At 62.2% G+C, this 22,227-nt stretch carries 17 protein-coding genes; 7 read left to right on the top strand and 10 right to left on the bottom strand.

The window, feature by feature from the left end; all coding sequences use genetic code 11:
* Nucleotides 1-2: 2 nt before the first annotated feature.
* The 6 genes from VH326_RS13925 to VH326_RS13900 are packed head-to-tail and all read right to left on the bottom strand — an operon-like array spanning nucleotide 3 to nucleotide 6,428.
* On the bottom strand, nucleotides 3-818 hold the full coding sequence (locus VH326_RS13925; RefSeq protein WP_329632440.1) for a carbohydrate ABC transporter permease: 816 nt from the start codon (nucleotides 816-818) through the stop codon (nucleotides 3-5).
* Nucleotides 815-1,690: a sugar ABC transporter permease gene (locus tag VH326_RS13920; RefSeq protein WP_329632439.1), complete on the bottom strand. Its 876-nt coding sequence runs from the start codon at nucleotides 1,688-1,690 to the stop codon at nucleotides 815-817. The genes VH326_RS13925 and VH326_RS13920 overlap by 4 nt, the downstream gene beginning before the upstream one ends.
* Nucleotides 1,687-2,937 (bottom strand): sugar ABC transporter substrate-binding protein, encoded by a 1,251-nt coding sequence (locus tag VH326_RS13915; RefSeq protein WP_329632438.1) that lies wholly within the window; start codon nucleotides 2,935-2,937, stop codon nucleotides 1,687-1,689. Before VH326_RS13915 ends, VH326_RS13920 begins: the two co-directional genes overlap by 4 nt.
* Complete coding sequence (locus tag VH326_RS13910) at nucleotides 2,934-4,328, bottom strand: glucoamylase family protein (RefSeq protein ID WP_329632437.1); 1,395 nt, start codon at nucleotides 4,326-4,328, stop codon at nucleotides 2,934-2,936. Before VH326_RS13910 ends, VH326_RS13915 begins: the two co-directional genes overlap by 4 nt.
* Complete coding sequence (locus VH326_RS13905) at nucleotides 4,321-5,325, bottom strand: LacI family DNA-binding transcriptional regulator (RefSeq protein ID WP_329632436.1); 1,005 nt, start codon at nucleotides 5,323-5,325, stop codon at nucleotides 4,321-4,323. Before VH326_RS13905 ends, VH326_RS13910 begins: the two co-directional genes overlap by 8 nt.
* Entirely contained in the window at nucleotides 5,325-6,428 is a 1,104-nt protein-coding gene (locus VH326_RS13900; RefSeq protein WP_329632435.1) for a sn-glycerol-3-phosphate ABC transporter ATP-binding protein UgpC, read from the bottom strand. The genes VH326_RS13905 and VH326_RS13900 overlap by 1 nt, the downstream gene beginning before the upstream one ends.
* 128 nt (nucleotides 6,429-6,556) lie before the next feature.
* Between VH326_RS13900 and VH326_RS13895 the strand changes: the two genes are divergently transcribed.
* Nucleotides 6,557-8,080, top strand: a complete 1,524-nt coding sequence (locus VH326_RS13895; protein ID WP_329632434.1) for a tryptophan halogenase family protein — start codon at nucleotides 6,557-6,559, stop codon at nucleotides 8,078-8,080.
* A 38-nt stretch (nucleotides 8,081-8,118) separates the two neighbouring features.
* Here VH326_RS13895 and VH326_RS13890 read toward each other — a convergent pair whose 3' ends face one another.
* Nucleotides 8,119-11,091: a TonB-dependent receptor gene (locus VH326_RS13890; protein WP_414714286.1), complete on the bottom strand. Its 2,973-nt coding sequence runs from the start codon at nucleotides 11,089-11,091 to the stop codon at nucleotides 8,119-8,121.
* A 516-nt stretch (nucleotides 11,092-11,607) separates the two neighbouring features.
* On the opposite strand from VH326_RS13890, the gene VH326_RS13885 reads away from it, so the two are divergent.
* The 5 genes from VH326_RS13885 (at nucleotide 11,608) to VH326_RS13865 (ending at nucleotide 18,693) form a co-directional block, all read left to right on the top strand.
* Nucleotides 11,608-13,824 carry a glycoside hydrolase family 3 N-terminal domain-containing protein gene (locus VH326_RS13885; protein WP_329632433.1) on the top strand — a complete coding sequence of 739 codons (2,217 nt, stop codon included), beginning with the start codon at nucleotides 11,608-11,610 and terminating at the stop codon, nucleotides 13,822-13,824.
* Between the two features lie 2 nt (nucleotides 13,825-13,826).
* Nucleotides 13,827-16,223, top strand: a complete 2,397-nt coding sequence (locus VH326_RS13880) for a glycoside hydrolase family 31 protein (RefSeq protein ID WP_329632432.1) — start codon at nucleotides 13,827-13,829, stop codon at nucleotides 16,221-16,223.
* Nucleotides 16,220-16,942 (top strand): DUF6445 family protein, encoded by a 723-nt coding sequence (locus VH326_RS13875; protein WP_329632431.1) that lies wholly within the window; start codon nucleotides 16,220-16,222, stop codon nucleotides 16,940-16,942. Before VH326_RS13880 ends, VH326_RS13875 begins: the two co-directional genes overlap by 4 nt.
* Nucleotides 16,943-17,835: 893 nt before the next feature.
* Nucleotides 17,836-18,057: a hypothetical protein gene (locus VH326_RS13870; RefSeq protein ID WP_329632430.1), complete on the top strand. Its 222-nt coding sequence runs from the start codon at nucleotides 17,836-17,838 to the stop codon at nucleotides 18,055-18,057.
* Nucleotides 18,058-18,186: 129 nt separating this feature from the next.
* The gene (locus VH326_RS13865) at nucleotides 18,187-18,693 is read left to right on the top strand and encodes a hypothetical protein (RefSeq protein ID WP_329632429.1); all 507 of its coding nucleotides are present in this window, start codon (nucleotides 18,187-18,189) and stop codon (nucleotides 18,691-18,693) included.
* Nucleotides 18,694-19,183: 490 nt separating this feature from the next.
* Here the strand turns inward: VH326_RS13865 and VH326_RS13860 are convergent, their stop codons facing one another.
* The 3 genes from VH326_RS13860 to VH326_RS13850 all read right to left on the bottom strand — a co-directional run bounded on the left by VH326_RS13860 (nucleotide 19,184) and on the right by VH326_RS13850 (nucleotide 22,030).
* Nucleotides 19,184-19,735: a hypothetical protein gene (locus VH326_RS13860; RefSeq protein WP_329632428.1), complete on the bottom strand. Its 552-nt coding sequence runs from the start codon at nucleotides 19,733-19,735 to the stop codon at nucleotides 19,184-19,186.
* 159 nt (nucleotides 19,736-19,894) lie between these two features.
* Nucleotides 19,895-20,809, bottom strand: a complete 915-nt coding sequence (locus VH326_RS13855) for an IS1595 family transposase (RefSeq protein ID WP_329632427.1) — start codon at nucleotides 20,807-20,809, stop codon at nucleotides 19,895-19,897.
* Nucleotides 20,810-20,860: 51 nt separating this feature from the next.
* The gene (locus VH326_RS13850) at nucleotides 20,861-22,030 is read right to left on the bottom strand and encodes a hypothetical protein (protein WP_329632426.1); all 1,170 of its coding nucleotides are present in this window, start codon (nucleotides 22,028-22,030) and stop codon (nucleotides 20,861-20,863) included.
* Between VH326_RS13850 and VH326_RS13845 the strand changes: the two genes are divergently transcribed.
* The coding region (locus VH326_RS13845; protein WP_329632425.1) for a hypothetical protein at nucleotides 22,014-22,227 on the top strand (214 nt) is incomplete at its 3' end. The two genes, VH326_RS13850 and VH326_RS13845, sit on opposite strands and share 17 nt — an antisense overlap.

Raw genomic sequence — 22,227 nt, 5'->3', positions numbered from 1 at the left:
CTTCATCCCTTGACGCTCCCGGCCATCAGTCCGGCGATGTAATAGCGTTGCAGCACCAGGAAGAGCAGCAGCACGGGCACCAGCGTCACTACGCTCCCCGCCATCATCAACTCGACATCCTGGACATGCTCGCGGCTCAAATTGGCGAGCGCGACGGGCAGCGTGTATTTGCGGCTGTCGTTGAGGATGATCAGCGGCCACAGGAAGTCCGACCAGGCACCCAGGAAGCTGAAGGTCGCCAGCGTCGCCAGGATCGGCTTGAGGGTTGGCAGCACGATCGAGCGAAAGATGCGGACCTCGCTGGCGCCATCGATCCGCGCCGCCTCGATCATCTCGTCGGGGATCGACAGCGCATACTGACGGACCAGGAAGATGCCGAACACGCTGGCGATCGACGGGATCAGCACCCCGGCAAAGCTGTTGATGACGCCGAGCATCTTGCAGATCAGAAATAGCGGGATCATCGCCACCTGCGCGGGGATGACGAGCGCTGTCAGCAGCAGCCGGAACAGCCGGTCGCGACCGCGAAAGCGCAGCTTGGCGAACGCATAGCCGGCCGCGACGTTGAAGGTCAGCGACAGGATCGTCGCCAGCGTTCCCAGCACAAAGCTATTGACCAGGTACCGTGCCATGTCGGTGCTTGCGAACAACGTCACGAAATTAGCGAAGGTCGCGTGGTGTGGCAGCAGTGGCGGCGGAAAAGACGATGCTTCGCCCGGGTTCATCAGGCTGACCGATACCATCCATGCGAGCGGCGCCACCGCGAACAGGGCGATCGCCCATAACGCGACGTTGACCGAGATGCCGCCGCGCCTCATCGAGTCCACCGGTCGGACACGCGCAGCTGGAGCAACGTCAGCGCAAACATGATCGCGAACAGCACGAACGCGATCGCGCTGGCGAACCCCAAATTCCACCACTTGAAGCCCTGGTCGTACATGAAATAGAGGATCGACACCGTGCTCTCGACGGGGCCCCCTTGCGTCATCACGTAGGGCTCGGCGAACAGCTGAAAATAGCCCGCCATCGTCAGGATCGAGACGACCAGCAGCACCGGGGCCAGCCCGGGCAGCGTGACGTGGCGCAGCCGCTGGAATGCGTTGGCGCCATCGATCCGCGCGGCCTCATGCAACTCCTCGGGAATGGTCTGGAGGCCCGCCAGGATGATGATCATGTTGTATCCGAAATTTTTCCACACCGCGAACAGCACGATCGCCGGCATCGACCAATGCGGGTCGCCGAGCCAATCGATCGGCCCGATCCCGATCCCGCCCAGTGCCCAATTGACCAGACCATATTTGGTGTGAAGCAGATAGCGCCAGATCACCGCCACCGCGACCAAAGTGGTAACGACCGGCGCGAAATAGACCGTGCGCAGCAACCCCTTGAAGCGCGCCAGCTTGCTATCGAGCAGCAAGGCGGCGGCGAGCGACATCGCAATCGACAACGGCACGCCAAGCACGACGAACCAGGCGGTGTTTCCGAGCGCCTTCCAGAATAATGGCGTCCTCAGCAGCTGGATATAATTGTCGAGCCCGACGAACCGCAGATTGCCCAAGTCGGCGACCGCATAGATATCGAAGTCGGTGAAGCTCAGGATCAGCGCCGCGATCACCGGCACGAAGAAAAACAATCCGAGCGCGACCAACGCCGGCGCGACGAATCCCCAGGCGGCGCGCTCCCGGCTCATTGGTGCCTCCGCGCCAGCATCCAGCGGCGCTTGGCGAGAATCTCGTCGGCACGAGCGTCGAGCGCGGCGGCAGCTTGATCCACGGTTAGCTCGCCATGGGCCGCTTTCTCTCCGATCGTCTTGATCTCGGTGCCGATCCGCTCCCATTCGGGGACCTTGGGCGTTGCGCGCAGCCGCTGCATCTGGTCGCCGAACGCCCGCGCGTAGGGGTCATTGGCGAGTGCCTTGGTGCGCCACACGCTGATCCGCGGCGGCAAGTCGCCGGTCAGCGCGTGAAACCGGACTTGGATGTCGGGGCGCGACAGGAACGCCACGAGCCGCCATGCCGCGTCCTTGTGCGTCGACGATTTGAACAACACCAGGCTCGATCCGCCTGCATTGGATAGGCCGGGGCCATCGGGGCCGGGCATCGGCGCGGTCATCCATTCGCTTTGATGCGCGGCGGGCAAGCGGCGCTGGAACTCGCCGATTTGCCACGGTCCGGTGATGTAGAAGCTGAAAAAGCCGCGATCGAACTCGTCCCAGACATTGGCAATGTCGGTCGATGCGGCGACCGGCGCCAGCCCGTCGCGCATCGTGGCGAGATAGAAATCGAGCGCGCGCTTGAAGCCGGGGCTCCGGAAATTGCCCCGCGCGCCCGCCCTCACCATCGGATTGGGTGATTGCAGCGCGAGGATTTCCAGGGGCTCATATTCGTTCAACGGAAAGTAAGCAGCGTATTTGCCCGGCCCGACCACCTTCTTGATCGCCACCATCTGCGCGCGCCATTCGGCCCAGTCGCGTGGCGGGTGGTCATAGCCTACGCGCTTCAGAATATCGCGGCGGTAGAACAGCAATCGCGTGTCGACATACCATGGCACGCCATAAAGCCGGCCATCGACCAGGTTCGAATCCCACACGCCGGGGAAATAGTCTCCGCGCGGTATCGCCGAGGTCGCGGCGACGCGCGAATCGAGCGGCTCGAGCGCGCCCAACGCGGCGAACTCAGGCACCCAGCTGTTCCCCAATTGCGCCATGTCGGGCATCGCGTCGCCGACAAAGCCGGTAAGCAGTTTCTCGTGCGCGGCGCTGAAAGGCAGCTGCTGGATGCGGACGGTGATGCCGGGATTTTCAGCCTCGAACTCTGGGACGAGTCGGCCGACCACCTCGCCCTCACGCCCCATCGCCCAGACGTCGAGCACCACGCCCGAAGAGGCCGTGCCGCACCCGCCGAGCAGGAGAGCCAGAAGCGCCACCAGCCACTTCATGCCAGCCACCCGCCGGTGAACCCCGCACGCAGCAGCCCGCGACGGATCGCCGGATGGCGGCGTATGTAACGCCACACCAACCCGGTGCGGTGGTTTTCGATCATCGCGATGATCGGCCCCTGGTCGATGCCGAGATAATCGCCGTCGACCCACCCGGCGACGGCGGTAACGCGGCCATTCTGTACCGCCATGCCGCGCGCGGTGAAGCTGGGGTTGAACGAATCCAGAAATCCGTAGTCGCGATAGATCGCGCTGCCGTAGCGATCGTGCAACGCATAAGCGGCGCGGGTCGCGATCTCGGGCGCGAACGGCAGCGAGGCGATCGCCGCGGTCGGCGCAATGGTGCCGTCATCGAGACCATCGGGCTGGCCGACCGGTCCGCGCGCGGCGTAACCGTGGAACTGGCGCCCGGCGATCACGGTATCGGCCGGTCCGTCGCACGCGGTCATTCCCCAGATGTTGGGGCCATAGCCCTTCCACCCGCCGGGATTGGCGATCGCATAGTCTCGTTGGGCGACCGTCGCGCGGCGGCTGTTCTCGAAATAATCGAATCCCGCGGCACGCATCGTGGCGTCGCGCGGCCCGCGCAGATCGACCCAGCACTGCGTGTATTGGTGCCCGAACTGCGGCGCGAAGGCGAGGAAGCGCCCAGCGTTCGAATCGCGCCAGAAGCTGGGGTAGGTCGACGCCCAGCCGTCATAGGCGTCGCGGCCAAGCGAGAGTTCGGGCGCACCGAGCGCAAGGATGTAGAGGATCAGCCCCTCAGTATAGCCCGACCATGGCAGCTCGATGAAACCGCTCTCCGGGTGCCAACCCATCGAAACGCGTTTCCCGGCATCCTGCTGCTGAAACCAGCGCCAGTCGCACCGCGCATAGATACGGCGGGCGAGGTCACGAATCTCGGCTTCCTCAGGTTGGTCGAAATACATCTCCGCGAACAGGATGCCGCCGAGCAGCAGCGTGGTGTCGATCGTCGACAGCTCTGTGTCGCGGAAACGCAGGCCGGTCTGCATGTCGAGGAAATGGTAGAAGAAGCCCTTGTGCCCGCTGACCCCGGTCGGCTGCGAGCCCTGCGGCGCGTTCCAGAAGAAACGCAACGTCGCCAGCACGCGTTCGCGTGCCTGAGCACGGCTGATCCAGCCATGCTCGACCCCGATCGGATAGGCGGTCAGCGCGAAACCGGTAGCGGCAATGCTGGAGAAACTGTTCGTCGGCCAGCGATCGGGCATCAGCCCGTTGGCCGGGTTCGCGCGTTCCCAGAAGAAGCGAAACGCTCGCTGTTGAATGTCGCCGATCAGGTCCAACGGTGCCTGCGTCCGGGCCAAGCCGACGATGGGCATAGCGACGCCGAGGGCTCCGGCGCCGAGCAGCATGCGGCGGCGGTCAAACACGACGGCTCGATGCTCGTACGACGAGTTGTGGAGTCAACATTTCGGTGGTCGGCGCGGCGTCTTCGTGCTCGGTCAACGCAACCAACCGTTCAAGCGCGCGCTCCCCCAGCTCGGCAAGATTGAGCGCCATCGTCGACAAGGCGGGCGTGACATATTGCGCGATCGGCACGCCGTCGAAACCAATGATCGCGACTTGATCGGGGGCACGCACGCCGGCTTCGGCAAACGTCGCCATACACGCCACCGCCATCATGTCGTTGGCTGCGAACACACCGTCGATGGCGGGCTGCTCGGTCAAGATGCGTTGCGCCGCAGCGATGCCCGCTTCCTCGCTGAAGTCGCCGTCGATGACGATTCCGGCCTCGCGGCCGAGCGACGTCGCCATAGTTTCTTCGAACCCCGCGCGGCGAGCGTCGGCGTCGGCGTTACCGCGCGGACCGCCGATATGCGCGATGCGGCGACAGCCCTGCTCGATCAAGTGCGCTACTGCTTCACGCGCGCCCGCCAGATTGTCGATCGCGATTGTTGGATGTATGCCGTCGGCGGCGGCGTTCATCACCACCGCGGGCGGCCCATGCGACAGGCTGCGTCCCAATATCGCGGCGTCGATTTGCGGCGACATCACCAGCAGCCCGTCGACGCGGCCGCGCATCGCCCGGATCGCGACCTCGGTCTGGTCCGCGCTGCCATGCATATTGGAAAGCAGTATCTGCAAACCGCGCCGGTGAGCGGCGTAGTCGATGCCGCGGATGATCTCCGAAAAGAACTCGCCGAACAAATCGGGCAGCACCACCCCAATCGTGTGCGATCGCCCGCGCGACAAGCTGCGCGCGCCGAGGTGTGGAACATAGTCAAGCGCGCGCGCTGCATCGAGGACGCGCTCACGGGTCGCCGCGGTCACGCTGGTGTGATTGTTGAGCGCGCGACTCGCCGAGGCGACCGACACCGCCGCGCGTCGCGCAACGTCGCGGATCGTGATGGTGGCGGCGCCCGTCATCACGCGGCGATCCGAGGCGGCGTCGCAGCCACGCGCCCCACCGCCCGGCCCCCGTCGTCGAACAACAGCAGTCTTTCGCGCGGAAGGCTCAGCTTCAGGGTCTCCCCCGCGGGACGCTCCGCAAGCGACGCGACCAAGGGATCGGGCAGGCCCGCAACCGCAAGATGAACATGATGCGCCGAGCCGATAGATTCGACCATGCGAATCTCACCGCACACCTGGTTGGTGGCACCGTCCAATTGGACATGTTCGGGCCGGATGCCGAGCGTCACCGCCGCACCAGGCGCGAGGGTGGTATCGATCGCCGTCGTCACCATTTGCCCGCCAGGCAATCGCACGGCCACGCCGCCCGGCGCCCGTTCGGCGATCACCGCCGGCAACAGATTCATCGTCGGGGCGCCGATGAACCCGGCGACGAACAAGGTGTCGGGCGCGGCATAGAGTTGTTCTGGCGTTCCGACCTGTTCGATCACGCCGCAGTTGAGCACGACGATACGGTCGGCGAGCGTCATGGCCTCGACCTGATCGTGCGTGACGTAGATCATCGTCGTGGCCAGCGCCCTATGCAGGCTCGCGAACTCATAGCGCATGCGTACCCGCAGCGCGGCGTCGAGATTCGATAGCGGCTCGTCGAACAGGAAGACCTTGGGTTGGCGCACGATCGCACGGCCGATCGCGACGCGCTGCCGCTGGCCGCCAGACAATTCGCGGGGGCGCCGGTCGAGCAAGGGCGTGATGTCGAGCGTCTGCGCGGCCGCATCGACCGCAGCGGCGATCTCCGCCTTCGAGCGCCCGGCGAGCCTGAGCGCAAATCCCATATTATCGCGGACGCTCATGTGCGGATAGAGCGCGTAGGACTGGAACACCATCGCAATGCCGCGATCCGAAGGCGGCATGTCGTCGACTGCGCGACCGTCGATCTCGATCGATCCCGAACTCAACGTCTCGAGCCCCGCGATGCTGCGCAACAAGGTCGATTTGCCGCAGCCGGACGGACCGACGAATACAACGAACTCGCCGGCGGCGACGTCGAGGTCGATGCCCTTGAGCACCTCGACCGGTCCAAACGCCTTGACTGCCTTTCTCAGCCGGACCGTCGCCATCATTCTCTCCCGCCGCCGCTTGCCGGTCGCCAGCCGATCTAACGGCCTTGTAACCGTTTACGCAAGCGTGGTTCGCGCGCTAGGATGCCCTTTGGAAGCGTCCGACAGAGGCGCCGCCAGGAGATGGAATGAACACCGCCGAGCCAGCACCGATCAAGAGCGTCACTATCGTCGGCGGCGGGACCGCGGGATGGATGACCGCGGCGCTGCTGTCGCAAGTCTTCAGCAGTTATCGCATTCGCCTGATCGAGTCCGAGGAGATCGGCATTATCGGCGTCGGTGAGGCGACGATCCCGTCGATCCGCAATTACAATGACATGGCGGGGATCGATCAGGTCGAAATGATCCGCGCTACCCAGGGAACGTTCAAGCTCGGCATCGACTTCGTCAATTGGCGCAACGGCAATGACCGGTATTTCCACGGCTTCGGACGCATCGGCCACGATTTCATGTGGCTGCACCCGCATCAGTTATGGATGATGGCGCGGCAAGCGGGCCGGGCGCAACATTTCGACAATTATGCGCTTAATTGCGTCGCGGGCATGCAGAACAAATTCAGCTACCCCGATCCCGCCAACCCCGCATCGCCTCTCGGCGGGCTGGATTACGCGTATAATTTCGATGCCTCGGTATTCGCCAAATATCTGCGCGTGCGGTCCGAAGCGAATGGCGTCGCCCGGATCGAAGGCAAGATCGTCGATGTGAAGCTCGACAGCGAGAGCGGCAATGTCGATCATGTCGTGATGGAGGACGGCAGAACGGTCGACGGCGACCTGTTCGTCGATTGCTCGGGCATGCGCGCGCTGCTGATCGGTCAGGCGCTCGGCATCGGCTACGAAGATTGGAACCACTGGCTCCTCAACGACCGCGCACTCGCGGTGCCGTGCGAGCGGACCGAGCCGCTCACGCCCTATACCCGTGTGTCGGCGCGCAAGCATGGTTGGCAGTGGCGGATCCCTCTCCAGCACCGCACCGGCAACGGTCACGTCTATTCGAGCAGCCACCTCTCGGACGATGAGGCGGCATCGGTGCTGCTCGCAAATCTCGATGCCAAGCCGCTGGGCGAGCCGCGTTCGGTGCGGTTTCGTCCCGGCAAGCGGCGCAAGGCATGGGAGAAGAACGTCGTCGCGATCGGGCTGTCGTCCGGGTTTCTCGAGCCGCTCGAATCGACCAGCATCCACCTCATTCAGACCGGTATCACAAAACTGCTGGGCCTCTTCCCTCGCCTAGGATTCGCCGCCGCCGATGTCGCCGAATATAACCGCCAACACGATTTCGAATTCGCGGACGTGCGCGATTTCATTGTGGCCCATTATAAAGTGACCGACCGCGAAGACACGCCCTACTGGGCCTATCTCAAGAACATGGCGATCCCGGACAGCTTGGCGGAACGGCTTGACCTGTTCGCGTCATCGGGCCGATTCTACAAGCGCGCGGCAGCAGAGCTGTTTCGCGTCGAAAGCTGGGTGCAGGTATTGTTGGGGCAGGGATTCGCGATGGGGCACGATCCCAACGCGGCGATCGTGCCGCGTGATGTGCGGACGTCGTACCTTGCGGATATCGAGGAAGTGAATGCCGATGCCGCAGCGCGGATGCCAGATCACGCCGCCTTCATCGACCGTTATTGCAAGGCGCCGGCGCTCACCGCCTGACAGGGGCGGGCGGCAGTTGCCGCCCTCCCCCGTAAGTCTCAGAACTTGAACCGGGCGCCGACCTTGAAGCTGCGTCCCTGACTCGCCACCGACCCGACATCGGGCGCCAGCGTCGGACCGGGACCGCCGATATTCTGGAAACCGCCGCCCCACATTGAGTAGTTGCGATTGACGAAATCGAAGGCGTTGAGCGCCTGCAGGTAGACCGTCAGTTCGCTATGCCACGGCAGCTTGATCGTCTTCGTGATGTTGAAGTCGACATTCTTGTAGCCGATCCCCTTGGGCCGATAGATGCCGAAATTGGTAAGGTAGCACCCGCCGCCTCCAGGTGCGGTAGCCGGTACGTTGCAGATGACGCCGCCATAGGATGGCCCCGAAGACAGAGTGACGAACGTGGTCGCCCGGAAACCGAACGGCAGCTTGACCGTGCCGGTACCGACGAAACGCCACCTTTCCAGACCACTGGAGTTTCCCCAGCCCTGTTCCCCGATCGTCGGCGCATCGAAGTTGAACGGATCGCCGATCGATGCTCCGTTCCTCGTGTCGTTCGACCGCGAGCTCGAAAGGGTCAGCGTCGTGCTGAAGCCCCAGCCGGAGGCATCGGTGTAGGGCTTGTCGGCTTGCAGGTACAACGCGGCATAGTTCGCCTTGCCGTCGCTGTTGCCGATAAAGATGCTGCCGTACCGCGTCCCATTATAGATCAACGGCGCCTGGTTGATGGCCCCCGAACCAAAGAAAATGCCGTCGTCATAAACGTTTCCGTTGAAGGCGTAGATCGGGGCGCCGCCCGGGTTGTACGTTCCATCCGGAAGCCGATTGCCGACGACCTCCTGATAGATGTTGTGCGACTTGATGTACGAGAAGGTGATCGACGTGTTGACCCTGCCGAACCGCTTCCTGACCGAGGCGTCGAATTCGTCGGAATAGGGCACCTTGGTGTGGTTGTTGAGCAGGTGCACCTCGCCGCCCTGCATCGCCGCCAGCGCGCGCAATTGATCGACGTTGGTCGGGATCGTCGCGACGCAGCCGACGGTACCCAGAGTACAATTGGGCGGCGTGTTGATGGTGACGACCGATTCATACCGGTCCTTGATCGTCTCAAGCGCCGAATCGATGAACAGCGAGCGGTCGTAATAGCGCCCCCCGCCGATAGTGAAGACGAGATCGCGGTCGCCTTTAACGTCGTATGAAATGCCGAGCCGCGGCTGGAATTCGCCCAGGAACGCCTTTCGGTTGCTCCCGGTCGAAATGTAATCATTGGGGTTGAGCCCCCCCGCCGCCTGCCAGCCCGGATAGGCTCTGATGGCAGCGGCGATATTCGCGGGCGTTACGAAATTCTCGTTCAAAGCATTGGATTCGTAGTCCCAACGCAGGCCGGCGCTGATCTGCCAATGTTCGTCCGGCTTCCAGTCGTCCTGAATGAACGCGCCAATCTCGGTGTTCTTGGCCGTGACCGGCTGGACCGCCGCGGTGTTGATCGTCGCTGCGTAAGGTGTCGCCCCGCTAAGGCCGGTGAACGTATTGGCGTCGTAGAAAAACGTCCCGTTGCCGTTGTTATCCTCAAGACGCTGCAACTTCGTGAAATTGAGCTTGAAGCCGAGCTTGACCGTGTGTGCGCCGCCAAAGAACGTCACATTGTCCTTGAACAGCGTTTGATACTGATGGTCATCCTGCGCGAAATTGGTGCCGCCCAGCGCCAGCACTCTGGCATTGCCGACGTTCGGGCAGATATACGTCCCGACCCCGACCCCGCCTGGTGTGAACACGGAGCATCCGCCGGGCAATGTTGGTTGCGCGGCGGTGAACGTTACCTGCGGCGTATAGGTAACGACAAAAGACGGCCCGGCGACGTTGGGAATGGACCCGTTAGCCGCCGCATCGCGCGCGAAGACGAATTCGTTGAGCCAATTGGAGCCGCGATGGTTCCAGGTAAGCTGGTACCGGTTCTCGTTGTTGCGATTCCTCGTCGAGGCGTCGGTCGTCGTGAGGCCGCCGTTGATCTGGAGGTTGGATTCGTTGCGAATGAAGGCGCTGAGATTGATCGTATCCTGCGACGTCGCGAAATAGGTCAGCTTGCCGAAATACAGCTTCTCGTTGAAGGTTGCCGGGAAGCTACCGTTATATTGCGACCTCGCGGTTTGGGCATAGGTTGCCGCCGCGGCAGGAAGCGTTAAAGTGCCCGGATACACATTGATGTCATTGGCCCCAAAGGTCTTTTTCGTGCCCTCGAAATCAAGGAAGAATGTCAGCTTGTCCTTGATGATGGGGCCACCGAGATCGCCGCCATAATATTTGGTGTCGAAGTTGGGTTTGGGCCTGTAGGGCGCCGTCGAATTATTGATTTTGCCCGGCCGATCGTAATAGTTCCGGCTGATAAATGCCTTGGGCTGCCATTCACCGAAGATTTCGCCGCTAAAGCGGTTGCCGCCAGTTTTCGTAACCGACGAGATGACGGCTGAACCGGCTTGCTCGAACTCGGCTTTGAAATTCTGCGTCTGAACGTCGAACTGGTCGACGGCCGACGCTGGGAACGGGTTACCCGAGGAAAGATTCTGGCCCAGCGTGCCGCCGTGGTTCACCAAATTCTTGATGCTGATGCCGTCGATGAAGGTATTGGTGTTGTCCGAATTGATGCCTCCCGCTTGCACCTGACGCGCTCTACCGCCGAGCGTCGGAGGCGAGACGGTGACCCCGGGCGCGAGCGCGGCGAAGTTCAGGAAGTTGCGGTCGCCGTTCGGCAGGTTCTCGAGCTGGAACCGCGAGACGTTGGTGACGATCGCTGGCGTCCGGACGTCGCGTGCGCGCGAGCTCGTGATGACGATGTCTTTCGCGCTTTCCGCCGCGAGCAGATCGGCCGTTACCGTTTGGCCCAACGGCACGACGACGATGACGGATTGCTCACCCGATGCGACGCGGTACGTGCTCGGGGGCAGCCCGACCAGGATGTAATTGCCATTGGCGTCGACCTTGGCGGTATCCTGGTGACCAGTGTTCTGATCCGTCAGGGTCACGGTCGCTCCGGCGGCGGCGCCATCGACGTGACCCTGAATGGTCGAAGTGGTCTGCGCACTTGCTGGAGAGGCCAACGCCATTCCCAGCGCTATCGTTGAAATGCCGATAGCGACACCGATTCGCCGCGACGCGAAAACTTTCATGCGCCTCATCTCCCTTGTAACCGGTTACATCATCCGGCGTTTTTCGTTGAGCCGAATGTGCTCCTGTTGTTTGCCCAGCGTCAAGCGGATGCGACATCTCGGGCGATGGAACGCCATGGCCGTTGCCAATATGACACGGTCGCCTCCAGGGCGACGTGCGCATGGCCGATGCTGCGTCAGCCTGTTCGGGTCCATTCTATTGCGCGGCAATGAAACCGATTACATGCTGCATCCGTCGGACGGACCAACTGCGGCTGATCGCCCGATGCCAACTTCCTCGCCAGCGCAACGAGGGCTAGGTCGAACGCAGGAGATATGATGACTTCGCACCCCTCCCGCCGCGATCTGCTGAAAGGAGGATCCGCGCTCGCCATGGTCTCGGCTACGCTTCCCGCACTAGCCAAAGCGGTGCCCGCGACCGATCCGTTCATCGATCGGCTGATCAGAACGATGAGTGTCCAGGAAAAGGCCGGGCAGCTGTCGATCTACTCGGATCCGGCACGCACAGACGGCCCAGGCGTCAATCCGGGACTGGTCGCGCAGAGCATGGACGAATTGAAGTCGCGGATCGCGCGCGGCGAGATGACTGGCTTGTTCAACGGGATTGGCACGGTCGCCGGGCGCGAGCTGCAGAAGGTCGCGATCGAGCAGAGCCCGCACAAGATCCCGCTGATTTTCGCGGGGGATGTCATCCACGGTATGAAGACGGCATTCCCGGTCCCGCTTGGCGAGGCGGCGAGCTTTGATCCAAGTCTTGCCCAGCGCACGGCGCGTGCCGCCGCAGTGGAGGCATCGGCGAAAGGCATCATGTGGACCTTCGCGCCGATGGTCGACATCGCGCGCGACGAGCGCTGGGGCCGTGTGGTCGAAGGATCGGGCGAGGACACCTGGCTTGGCGTCCAGTTCGCAGCAGCGCGGGTGCGCGGATTTCAGGGCGGAAGCCTCAAGGACGAGACCTCGATGCTCGCCTGCCCCAAGCATTTCGCGGCCTACGGCGCCGTGCAAGGCGGGATGGAATACAATACCGCCGACATCGCTGATATGACGCTCCGCGAGGTTCACCTGCCGCCGTTCAAGGCGGCGTTCGACGCCGGCGCGCTCAGCACCATGTCGAGCTTCAACGATATCGCCGGCGTGCCCTCGACCGGCAACCATTACCTACTGACCGACATCTTGCGCGGCGAGTGGGGGTTCAAGGGGCTGGTGGTCAGCGACTATACTTCCGAAGAGGAACTGATCCTGCATGGCTACGCCGCCGACGGCCCCGATGCTGTGGTCAAGGCACTCACCGCTGGATGCGACATCTCGATGCAGTCGCGGCTGTACTGGAAGCATCTGCCCGACCTGGTAAAATCGGGGCGCGTTCCGATTGCGGTGGTCGATACCGCGGTGCGCCGTGTGCTCCGGGTCAAGCAAGCCCTGGGATTGTTCGACAACCCGTACCGCTCGCTCGATCCGACGCGCGAGGCGCGCGACATGCGCCGCCCCGAGGCGATTGCACTCGCACGCGAGGCGGGACGCAAATCGATGGTCCTGCTGAAGAACGACGGCGGACTGCTGCCGCTCGCCAAGAAAGGCAGGATCGCGCTGATCGGCCCCGCGGTATCGCAAAAGAGCGACTATCCCGGCCCTTGGGCGAGCTTCCCCGACATCGAAAGCTGCGTGACGGTCGAGCAGGGTTTCCGCGCTGCGTTGGGTAACAACGCCAAGCTCGGCGTCACGCGCGGATCGGATTATGAAGCGCCGATCGACGGCGAGATCGACCGTGCGGTGAAGCTGGCTAGGGACGCCGATGTCATCGTGCTGATGCTCGGCGAAAGCGCGGGCATGTCGGGCGAGGCGCAGGCGCGCACCGATATCGGCATTCCCGCGCCGCAGATGGCGCTGGCCGAAGCTGTGGCGGCAACCGGCAAGCCGATCGTCGTGCTGCTCCGCCACGGCCGCGCGCTGGCGCTGTCCGGCGCGGTGCGCAACGCATCGGCGATCGTCGCGACCTGGTTCCTGGGATCGGAGACCGGGAATTCGGTCGCCGACGTGGTGTTCGGCGATTACGCGCCGCAGGGCCGCCTGCCGGTCAGCTTCCCGCAGGTGTCGGGACAGGAGCCGTTTTACTACAATCACCGCCGCACCGGCCGGCCCCAGTTGACCGCGGACGGGAATTACAAGGCGCGCTATCGCGAGGTGACCGACGAACCGCTCTATGCATTTGGATACGGCCTCACCTATTCGAGCGTGTCCTATTCGGCGACTGCAGTTAGTGCCGGGACGATCCCGATGTCGGGAAGCGTGACCGTCACCGCCACCGTCACCAATACCGGCCAGCGTCGCTGCCACGAGGTCGCGCAGCTGTACGTCAACGACAAGGTCGCGAGCCTCACCCAGCCCGTCCGCAGCCTGAAGGGCATCAAGCATCTCGACCTCGATCCCGGCCGGTCGGCGACGGTGAGCTTCACGCTGAGCCGCGACGATCTGGGCTTCGTCCACCCCGATAAGAGACGCTATCCTGAGCCGGGCGCATTCGACGTGTGGATCGCGCCGTCCGCGGTCGGCGGCACACCGGCGACCTTCGTGTTGGGAGCGGGAGCTTGACGATGCGCTGGTTGCTGGCGCTCGGTGCAATTGCCGCGCTGGTGCCGTCACTCGCCGCAGCAAAAACGGTCGAGCGCTACGCCGCGACCGCGAACGGCGTGACGATCGAGATCAGCGCGCCGCGCGCCGACATTGTCCGCGTTCGCGCGGGTCAAGGTGTGCTGCCCGAGGATGCGTCCTGGGCAGTGCTGCCCTTGGTGCGCGGCGCTCGCGTGTCGCTCGATCTGAGCGAGACCGAAAACACCGCGACGCTTCGCACCACCAATCTGGTCGTCGCTCTCGACAAGCGCACCTTGGCCATCACCATCACCGATGAGAACGGCAAGACGATCCTGGCCGACGCGCCGAACAAGTCGCTCGCGTTCGAGAATGGCGGTTTTCGCGTTCGCAAGGCGATGTCCAATGACGAGCATTTCTTCGGACTGGGCGACAAGACCGGCCCGCTCGATCGACGTGGGGGCGCCTTTACCCTCTGGAACACCGATGCGTTTGGCTATTCGCCCGCGACCGACCCGCTCTACAAATCGATTCCGTTCGTCATCGGGCTCAATGAATCCGGCGGCACCTATGGCCTGTTCATGGACAACACGTGGCGTGGTTTCATGGACCTCGGCAAGTCCGAGCGCGCCGCCTTCTCGTTCGGGGCCGAGGGCGGCGGGGTCGACTATTACGTGATGACCGGCGCCACGCCGAAGGACATCGTCCAGGATTACGCGTACCTGACCGGCCCGGCGCCGCTGACCCCGCTCTGGGCACTCGGGTTCCAGCAGTCGCACTGGAGCTACATGACGCAGGCCGAGGCGCAAGGCATCGCGGACCGCCTGCGCGCCGACAAGATCCCCGCCGACATGCTGTGGCTCGACATCGATTACCAGGACAGGAATAGGCCGTTCACCGTCGACAAGAAGGCGTATCCCGATTTGCCGGGGCTCGTCGCCAGGCTCGACGCGATGAAGATGAAGCTGGTCGTCATCACCGACCTCCACATCGCCGACGCGCGCAACCAGGGTTACGCGCCCTACGACAGCGGGATAGCGGCGGACGTGTTCATGAAGAACCCCGACGGCACCCCGTTCGTCGGCCCGGTCTGGCCCGGCCCGTCGCTGTTCCCCGATTTCACCCAGGCGCGCGTACGTGAATGGTGGGGACGCAACTACGCCGGGTTCGTCAAGATGGGCGTCGCGGGTTTCTGGAACGACATGAACGAACCGGCAGTGTTCAACCCGCCCACTAAGACCGTGCCGATCGATGTGGTCAACACGATCGACTCGCCCGGCTTCGTCACGCGCAAGACGACGCAGGCCGAGACGCACAACGTCACCGGCATGCTCAACGCCTGCGCGACGTATGAGGGCGTGAAAAAGCTCGCGGCCGATCGCCGCCCGTTCGTGATGACTCGCGCCTCCTATGCGGGCGGCCAGCGCTGCTCGGCGACCTGGACCGGCGACAATAGTTCGAGCTGGGCGCATCTGTCGCTGTCGACGACGCAGCTAGTCAGCCTCGGCCTGTCGGGCTTTTCCTATGCTGGTGACGATATCGGCGGGTTCGCGGGCGCCGCGCCGTCCCCCGAACTGCTGACGCGCTGGATCGAGGTCGGCGCGTTCAACCCGATCATGCGCGACCATTACCAGAAGGATAAACCCGCGCAGGAAGTGTGGGTCCATGGGCCCCAGCAGGAGGCCATCCGGCGGCGCTATATCGAGGAGCGGTATCGGTTGATGCCGTACATCTACGCGCTGGCGGATGAGAACAGCCGCACCGGGCTGCCGCTGATGCGCCCGGTGGTGCTCGAATATCCGGCGGTAGTGAAGGGCGGCGATCGCGTCGGCGGCACCGAGGACCAGTTCCTGCTCGGCCGCGATCTGCTGATCGCGCCGCCGACGACGTGGGAATCGTCGCAGCCCTATGACATCGGCCTGCCAGGGACCGGATGGTACGATTATTGGACGGGCGAGCGCATCGCGGCGCCGCGGCTCAAGGAAACGCCACGGCTCGACCGCTTGCCGGTGTTCGTTCGCCCCGGCGCGATCATCCCCAGGCAGCCGCTGGTGCAGTCGACCGGCGAGACGCCCAAAGGAGCGATCGAGATCAACGTCTATCCCGGCCCCGATTGCGCGGGGACGCTCTACCTCGATGACGGGGTGAGTTTTGCGTACCAGCGCGGCGGGTTCCTGCGCCAGTCGATCAGCTGCGACACCGGCTCGCTGACCTTCGCCCGGCGTATGGGCGCCTACAAACCGTGGTGGACCGGGTTCGATGTCGTCATTCATGGCTGGACGGGGCCGACGCCGGACATCTCCCTGAACTCGAAGCCTATCCCCGTCCGCATCGAAAGTGGTGCGCTGCATTTTGCCCTGCCCGACCTGCCTGAAGGCGGCAGCATCGTTATGCGGCAATGAAACCAACGCTCCGCCATGTCGGGGTCGCCCAAACGCCGGTCGTGGCGGTTGACGAGTTCACCGGCGCGGTCGAGGAGGGTGTCGAGCTTGCTGCAAGTTTGGCACCGTTCCCACCCAGCGCGGGCAACTACTATCCCGGCCTGCGTCGGCCTATCTTAGCCCAAACCCCCGCGTTCGCTTATATCGAACAGCTGCTAGAACAGGCCGCTCCGTTGATCGGCGGCGCGTTCGACGCTGAGCGATTTGATTTGCTCGAGGCGAGTTTTTCGATGGTCACGACGCCCGCCGCCACGCTCGCGCCGCCTCAGCGTGCGCCGCATTTCGATTCGACCGACCCCGATCATCTAGCGGTCATGCTTTATTTGCGCGACACGCCGGGGACGGCATTCTTTCGTCAAAATGCTACCGGAATCGAAGTCGTTAATTCCGGGAACGTTGACGCCTTTGTGGCTGCTGCAAAGCGAACCGCACCGGCCATGCGCGACTACATATCCGGATCCGGACCGCACTATCGGGAGCTGGGACGAGTCGAGGGCTACCGTGATCGGCTTACCATCTATCCCGGAGCGCTCTTGCATTCGGGACTTATCTCAGCGGGCGAGCCGCTCAGCGATGACCCCCGGATCGGGCGACTTACAGCCAATATTTTTATTCGCATCTTTCGGTCCTCTGAAAGGTATGTCCGGCCTGATACACCGCTGATTTCCCGAAGGGCATAGCGCTACAGAATGCCCAAACGTCATATTTTGTTCTCGCAAATTTCGCTTGTTTTCAAGCAAACCTGCATTTCGCCGCTAGAAAACGTTTAAGTCTGACTAAACTCTGGTTAGTCCGACAGTGCCTTCAGTAACGCCGTCGCCGCTCGCTTCAGTGTGACATTGAGCGCGGTGGGGGCGCGAGCGCTATTCTTGGGCGGCAGACGCTCGCTAGCTAGGCGGAAGTCCTTGCTGCTGCCAATATACCTTTCTTTTCACCAGGGATCGACTTTTCCACGCGAAATTTAGTCTGGCGCTACACTTGGACTGCGGACTAGGAGAGGCACGCAGCATTTGCTGTTCTTTGGGGGGCGGTGTTCGATGGGAAGTGAGGAGTGCCCGGCTGATCACAGGATCGGTGCCATTCCTGCGCCGCTCGAGAGGGAATTATGATCGCTCGACAACGCTCCAGATCTCTTTGAAGATGCTCTAGTTGAAGGTATCGTCCTGTTGCGCGGGTGGCGGGGATCCTGCGGGATTGTTGGATCCCAGCACCGCGCAGCCAAGACTGCGGACCCAGGACGAGCTCGCCGCTGCCTTCCAGGGCTATATCGAGCGCATTCGTGAGCTCGATCGCTTTTCCATCTTCGCCGAAATTATGCAGCCGGTGCTAGAGGAAACGTCCTTTGCTCAATACTCTGGAATACCGCTGGCCGGCGACGAGGACGAATTCACCCGCGATCTGGTCCGCGAAGCTCAGCTGGACGGCCTGCTTTCGTCTGATCCCAGTCAGGCATTTCTCAATCTGTCCAGCGGGCACAAGATCGTCCTGCATCAACTAGCGGGCCTGACGGCGATGCTACAGCCGCACGGCCTAGTGCTGATCGACGAGCCTGAAAAGCGAAGGAGGAGGAGTAATGCTCACCCTCCGATATCCCGCCGCCGATATCGGCGATCCGTTCGCCTTGCTGTCTACAGCGCTCGGGACCCCGCTGCCGGTTGGCATGGAGCGCGACCTCCGCCGCCTCTATCGGCGGTACTGGTTGAAAGCAGGCGCCGCGTGCAGAATGAAGAAGAGCACCGCCTTCCGCGCCGTTTACGGAAAAAACGATCAAGACGGCATACAAGACGACCTATGAGGGCAAGTCCTTGCATTGGGTTCGTGCCAAGCTCCTGGCGGCTGCGAAGAACCGCTGTCCTAGCTGTGGCGGACCGAATCCACCCAGCTCGACCACCATCTGCCCCAAAAGCCATTCACAGAGTTCGCGATGTTCCCGCTGAACCTGGTTCCGATCTGCGGACCCTGTAACAAACGGAAGTCGGCGAGCAGTGAAACCGACATCAACAAGGCCTTCATTCATCCGTACCTAGACACAATTCCGGCGGTCACATTCTACCAGTCGAATGTCATCCGATCGAATGGTACTTATAACGTCACCTTTCAGTTCCTGCCGGGTGCGATCAGCGACGCAGTGCTCGCGAAGCGGATGGCCTATCAACTCAAGCGGATTAAGCTCAACGATAGGCTCTCGTCAGAGGTGACAGAGGTGCTCAACGAATTCGCCCTCACCCTCGCGTTGTTCGAACTCGAGTTCGGTCCTGTCGAGGGCTCCTTGGACATCGGGTTGCCAGAAGAACCATTTCTTCCGGCCAGCCAACAAGAGATTCCAGCTTGCGGTGCCGAACATGTCGCGGTGTGCGGCGACCGTAAGTCCGGCAGGCCCCAGGATAACCCATTCATAGACTGGCGTGTTTATCCTGCGATAAATGTCTAGGAGGCATCGCGTGGCCGGATCCAGGCTATGCAGATCGTCCGCAGCGGCCGTCAGCGTAGGACCAAAAAAATCGCGCGCGTCCCGACCGGTCAGCGCCCAATGGACGGTGGCACCAATCGATGTGTCCATAGGATTGGAATCGGCCGACCACCATGCGGCACAGACTTTGCTGATCGGCATTTTACGCAGCAGCCCCGCCGACCGGTCCGTCACAGAAACTTCGTGATTGCCTAACGTGGCGACGAACCTCCGGAGTGCCCATCCCCTCGCTTCGCCGATCGGCATAATAGAAGGTCTAGACAAAGCTGCGGTCATGCCCAGATTGATCACTCTGACCGGGACGCGGCGCCCGTTGCGACGAGCCAGCCCGTGAATGCGAGCACTTCCATATCTTCCACGGACGCATTTTCCGGAATTCCGATCTCTAATCGTCCCTCCGCCAGGATTCTTCGGGCGCCATCCTATCTGGACCCATACGAGAAGGTTGAGCTTATTTTCCGGGCGATGACTTTGGCTGCGGGTTGACGCGCCGATTCACGTAGTTGTGAAGGCCCATGTTGAACGACGCCGCGACGTGCTCAAACCGTTGTTTCGCGTTTAACTCTTCCCATGTTCGCATTTGCCAGTCCGGGTCAGTTTTCAGGGTGACGGGCGCGATCTTCCCGTCGATTCTAGGGTCTGCGCAACGAAGCTGCATTGCGCGTTTCGAAATCTCAGGGTCATCGAACGAACTTATTCGAATGTTGTGGGCAAACTTGTTTCTTATCGAGGCGAGCAGCTTTAGATTGTGATGGTCGGTCTCGGCTATGATGTTGAGAGCCCTCGCTATGTCATTCTTGGCTGCCAATGGCCCAAGTGCCCCATCCGGCCCGAACAGCTTCTCGCGCAGCTTAGTCGTCAATCCAGGCATCGCATAACCGATCGCCCGGCTCAGGTATTTTTCGATGTAGGAAACGTGTAGGATTGCGCTCGTACGGTCGTCGGCGCCGTCGACAATGAACGTCACCAATGCGTGGAAATCGTCAAAATGCTCCCCGAACATGAAGCCCCCGACCAAGTGGCAAAACGTGTAGACGCAGCGCTACTGCGCGCCCTCGCGACGCCCCCTCAGCCGCATAAAGCTAGCAAGGGAAAGCGAGTCGAGTCTCATTCAAAGTAACGTTTGCGGCGCTCGCCAAACTCGCGCGGCGTCACCCAGTATTTAGGCCGCGAGCGAAGTAGGCTGTCGATAAGTCAATCGCTTGCCGCGCGCGCCGATCATCGCAAGCTCGGTGCGCTCCGCATCGCTTACCTTGCGAGTGTTGTAGCGGAAATCGAACTCGGCGCAGTAGCGATGCAGGTGCGCTTCGCTCATGTGATGATAGGTGCCGATCACGCCCCGCTTGAAGATGGAGAAGAAGTTTTCCGCCGTGTTGCTGTGGCGGAAACCGCCGAGCGACACATACTCTTTGGCACTGTGATTGACGACCGAATGACCGGCAAACTCGCGACCGACGCGGGTGTAAACCGGGGCTTCGTCCGTCATCAGGTGCGACGCGCGATCGATGTTGGTGACGATCAAGCCGCGAAGCTCCTTGCCGGTGACATTGGCGACGTGGAACGAACGGGCGTGGCCGTCACGTTCGACCAGCGCCACAACAGCCTTCTTAGGGGCTGGCGAGCGGGTGGCGCGATTGCGGGCCTTGCCGCCGACGTAGGTTTCATCGGCCTCTACAACGGTGTTCTTTCCGCCCATGGGGCCTTCCGGCTCCATGTTCATCGCTTCGCGGATGCGATGCGCCATGAACCATGCCGACTTGTAGGTGATGCCGAGCGAGCGGTGCAGTTGATGGGCGCTAATGCCCTTCTTCGATCCGGCCATAAGACGGAAGCCAAGGAGCCACTTATTCAGACCGATCTTGCTGTCCTCGAAGATGGTGCCGACGGTGACGGTGAAGGGCTTGCGGCAAGCGTTGCACATGACGACGCCGGGACGGGTGCTCTTGCCCGCCAGACGCTTCACGCGTTCCGTCTCGCCGCACTTGGGGCAAACCGGACCGGTTGGCCAATGTAGCACCTCAAGGTGCTCGCGTGCCTTGTTCGCGTCGCTGTAAATGGGGTTCGTGAGGTCAAACATCGCAAAAGTCCTAAGCCGTTGATCCGGCTATCCACCTTTGCGGGTGTTACGTCAAGTATATAATTGCCGATGGCGTCCTCGCGAAAAGAGCATTTCTCCGGCTCCGAGTCGATACGTACGCGGCACGAACGGCGGGATAAGCTTGAGTCTGCTTTTCCGTCGCAAATCCGTTAAGATCGACGATCGCTGCGTGGGGGGATATCGGAGATGGGGATTCGACAGATATCGAAGGCGCGCCATCATCGATAGCGACGATATAGTTTCACCGACCAAGACATGTTCTTTTCCCCGCCGGTCGATTTCACTACGATGCGCGGAAAGCTCGCGTTCGGTAAGTACGCCTTCGCCAACTTCGTCGATTACCAGCGCGACGGTCGTCGAGACGTCGTGATTGATCCCGATGTGAAAGTCAGTCGACGGCAGGACGAAAGCGTCACCCGGGCGCAGCGCGTAACTCTCACCGGCGGCTTCGATGGTCTCGATGTCATAGATGTTCCGGACCCGGCCGAACTGCCGTTCGACCTCGTCTCTCGGCCACACGCGGAACTCCTTCGGGTTGGGACCGAGATTGAATAGAACGGTGCGATGACTGGCATCATCAATATGCGCGCCGAACGGAGTCGCGCCATAGGCACCAATGAACAGTGTCAGATCGAGTGTGAAAAATCCTTTGTGCGTTTCTGCAAGTCGGCAGGCTTCTCTTGCCAAACGTTCCTGCGCCGGGTTCGACCATTGGAGTCCGCCGTTGACGATCAATCCCGGCCGCAGACCGAAAGTGGCCGAGTTCGGCGACATTAACGCAGCAATCGTTGATGAGATTTTCGTCGGGGACAGATCCTCATCCAAGAACCGCTCGGCCACTCGATAGTCCTCACGGCCGTCTATATACCCGCGGAAATAATTGAGCTTGGTCGATCCCGGCGTTGCCCGAACACCTTCCAAAATTGAACTGACGACGTCAAAGCTGACCGGCTGATAGGATGCGGGGCGGCAATGGTAGATATTCGGCACGCGTTGAAGCGGCCTAACCGCATACGCAGTCAGCGGCGCTTTAGGTCTGACAATTTCCTTGAGGCTGACAACACCTTCGCACGCGAGAATCGATCGCCGACGAAATAATTCTAAACTTTCGGCATTTCGTTCGGACAAGCCTGTCAGAGGCGGGCGCGGGCCCGTCTCCTGCATCGCAGGGGACGTGACGGAAATGGTCGAAATTTTCACGGGAGCAGGCGCGGGGCTGGAGCGCGGATCGGCCAATGTGCTGGGCGCGGCGGGGCTGCTCGGGTCGGGGTCGATCGGGCGATCGGGCGAGCAGGCCTTGCTCAACGCCGCGACCGGCAACCTGGTGATCCAGCAGCAAGACGAGATGCTGGTCGGTCAGGGCCCCGACGATGCCATCGTGCGGACCTATAACAGCC

The organism is Sphingomonas sp., from assembly GCF_036269755.1.
In the GTDB taxonomy this organism is placed as follows: Bacteria; Pseudomonadota; Alphaproteobacteria; order Sphingomonadales; family Sphingomonadaceae; genus Sphingomonas.
This window is presented reverse-complemented; position numbering and strand designations above follow the sequence as displayed.

Coding starts and splice junctions, on each gene's coding strand:
- VH326_RS13925 (WP_329632440.1), bottom strand. CDS start 818: ATGAGGCGCGGCGGCATCTCGGTCAACGTCGCGTTATGGGCGATCGCC.
- VH326_RS13920 (WP_329632439.1), bottom strand. CDS start 1,690: ATGAGCCGGGAGCGCGCCGCCTGGGGATTCGTCGCGCCGGCGTTGGTC.
- VH326_RS13915 (WP_329632438.1), bottom strand. CDS start 2,937: ATGAAGTGGCTGGTGGCGCTTCTGGCTCTCCTGCTCGGCGGGTGCGGC.
- VH326_RS13905 (WP_329632436.1), bottom strand. CDS start 5,325: ATGACGGGCGCCGCCACCATCACGATCCGCGACGTTGCGCGACGCGCG.
- VH326_RS13900 (WP_329632435.1), bottom strand. CDS start 6,428: ATGGCGACGGTCCGGCTGAGAAAGGCAGTCAAGGCGTTTGGACCGGTC.
- VH326_RS13895 (WP_329632434.1), top strand. CDS start 6,557: ATGAACACCGCCGAGCCAGCACCGATCAAGAGCGTCACTATCGTCGGC.
- VH326_RS13885 (WP_329632433.1), top strand. CDS start 11,608: ATGGTCTCGGCTACGCTTCCCGCACTAGCCAAAGCGGTGCCCGCGACC.
- VH326_RS13880 (WP_329632432.1), top strand. CDS start 13,827: ATGCGCTGGTTGCTGGCGCTCGGTGCAATTGCCGCGCTGGTGCCGTCA.
- VH326_RS13875 (WP_329632431.1), top strand. CDS start 16,220: ATGAAACCAACGCTCCGCCATGTCGGGGTCGCCCAAACGCCGGTCGTG.
- VH326_RS13870 (WP_329632430.1), top strand. CDS start 17,836: ATGCTCACCCTCCGATATCCCGCCGCCGATATCGGCGATCCGTTCGCC.
- VH326_RS13865 (WP_329632429.1), top strand. CDS start 18,187: ATGTTCCCGCTGAACCTGGTTCCGATCTGCGGACCCTGTAACAAACGG.
- VH326_RS13860 (WP_329632428.1), bottom strand. CDS start 19,735: ATGTTCGGGGAGCATTTTGACGATTTCCACGCATTGGTGACGTTCATT.
- VH326_RS13855 (WP_329632427.1), bottom strand. CDS start 20,809: ATGTTTGACCTCACGAACCCCATTTACAGCGACGCGAACAAGGCACGC.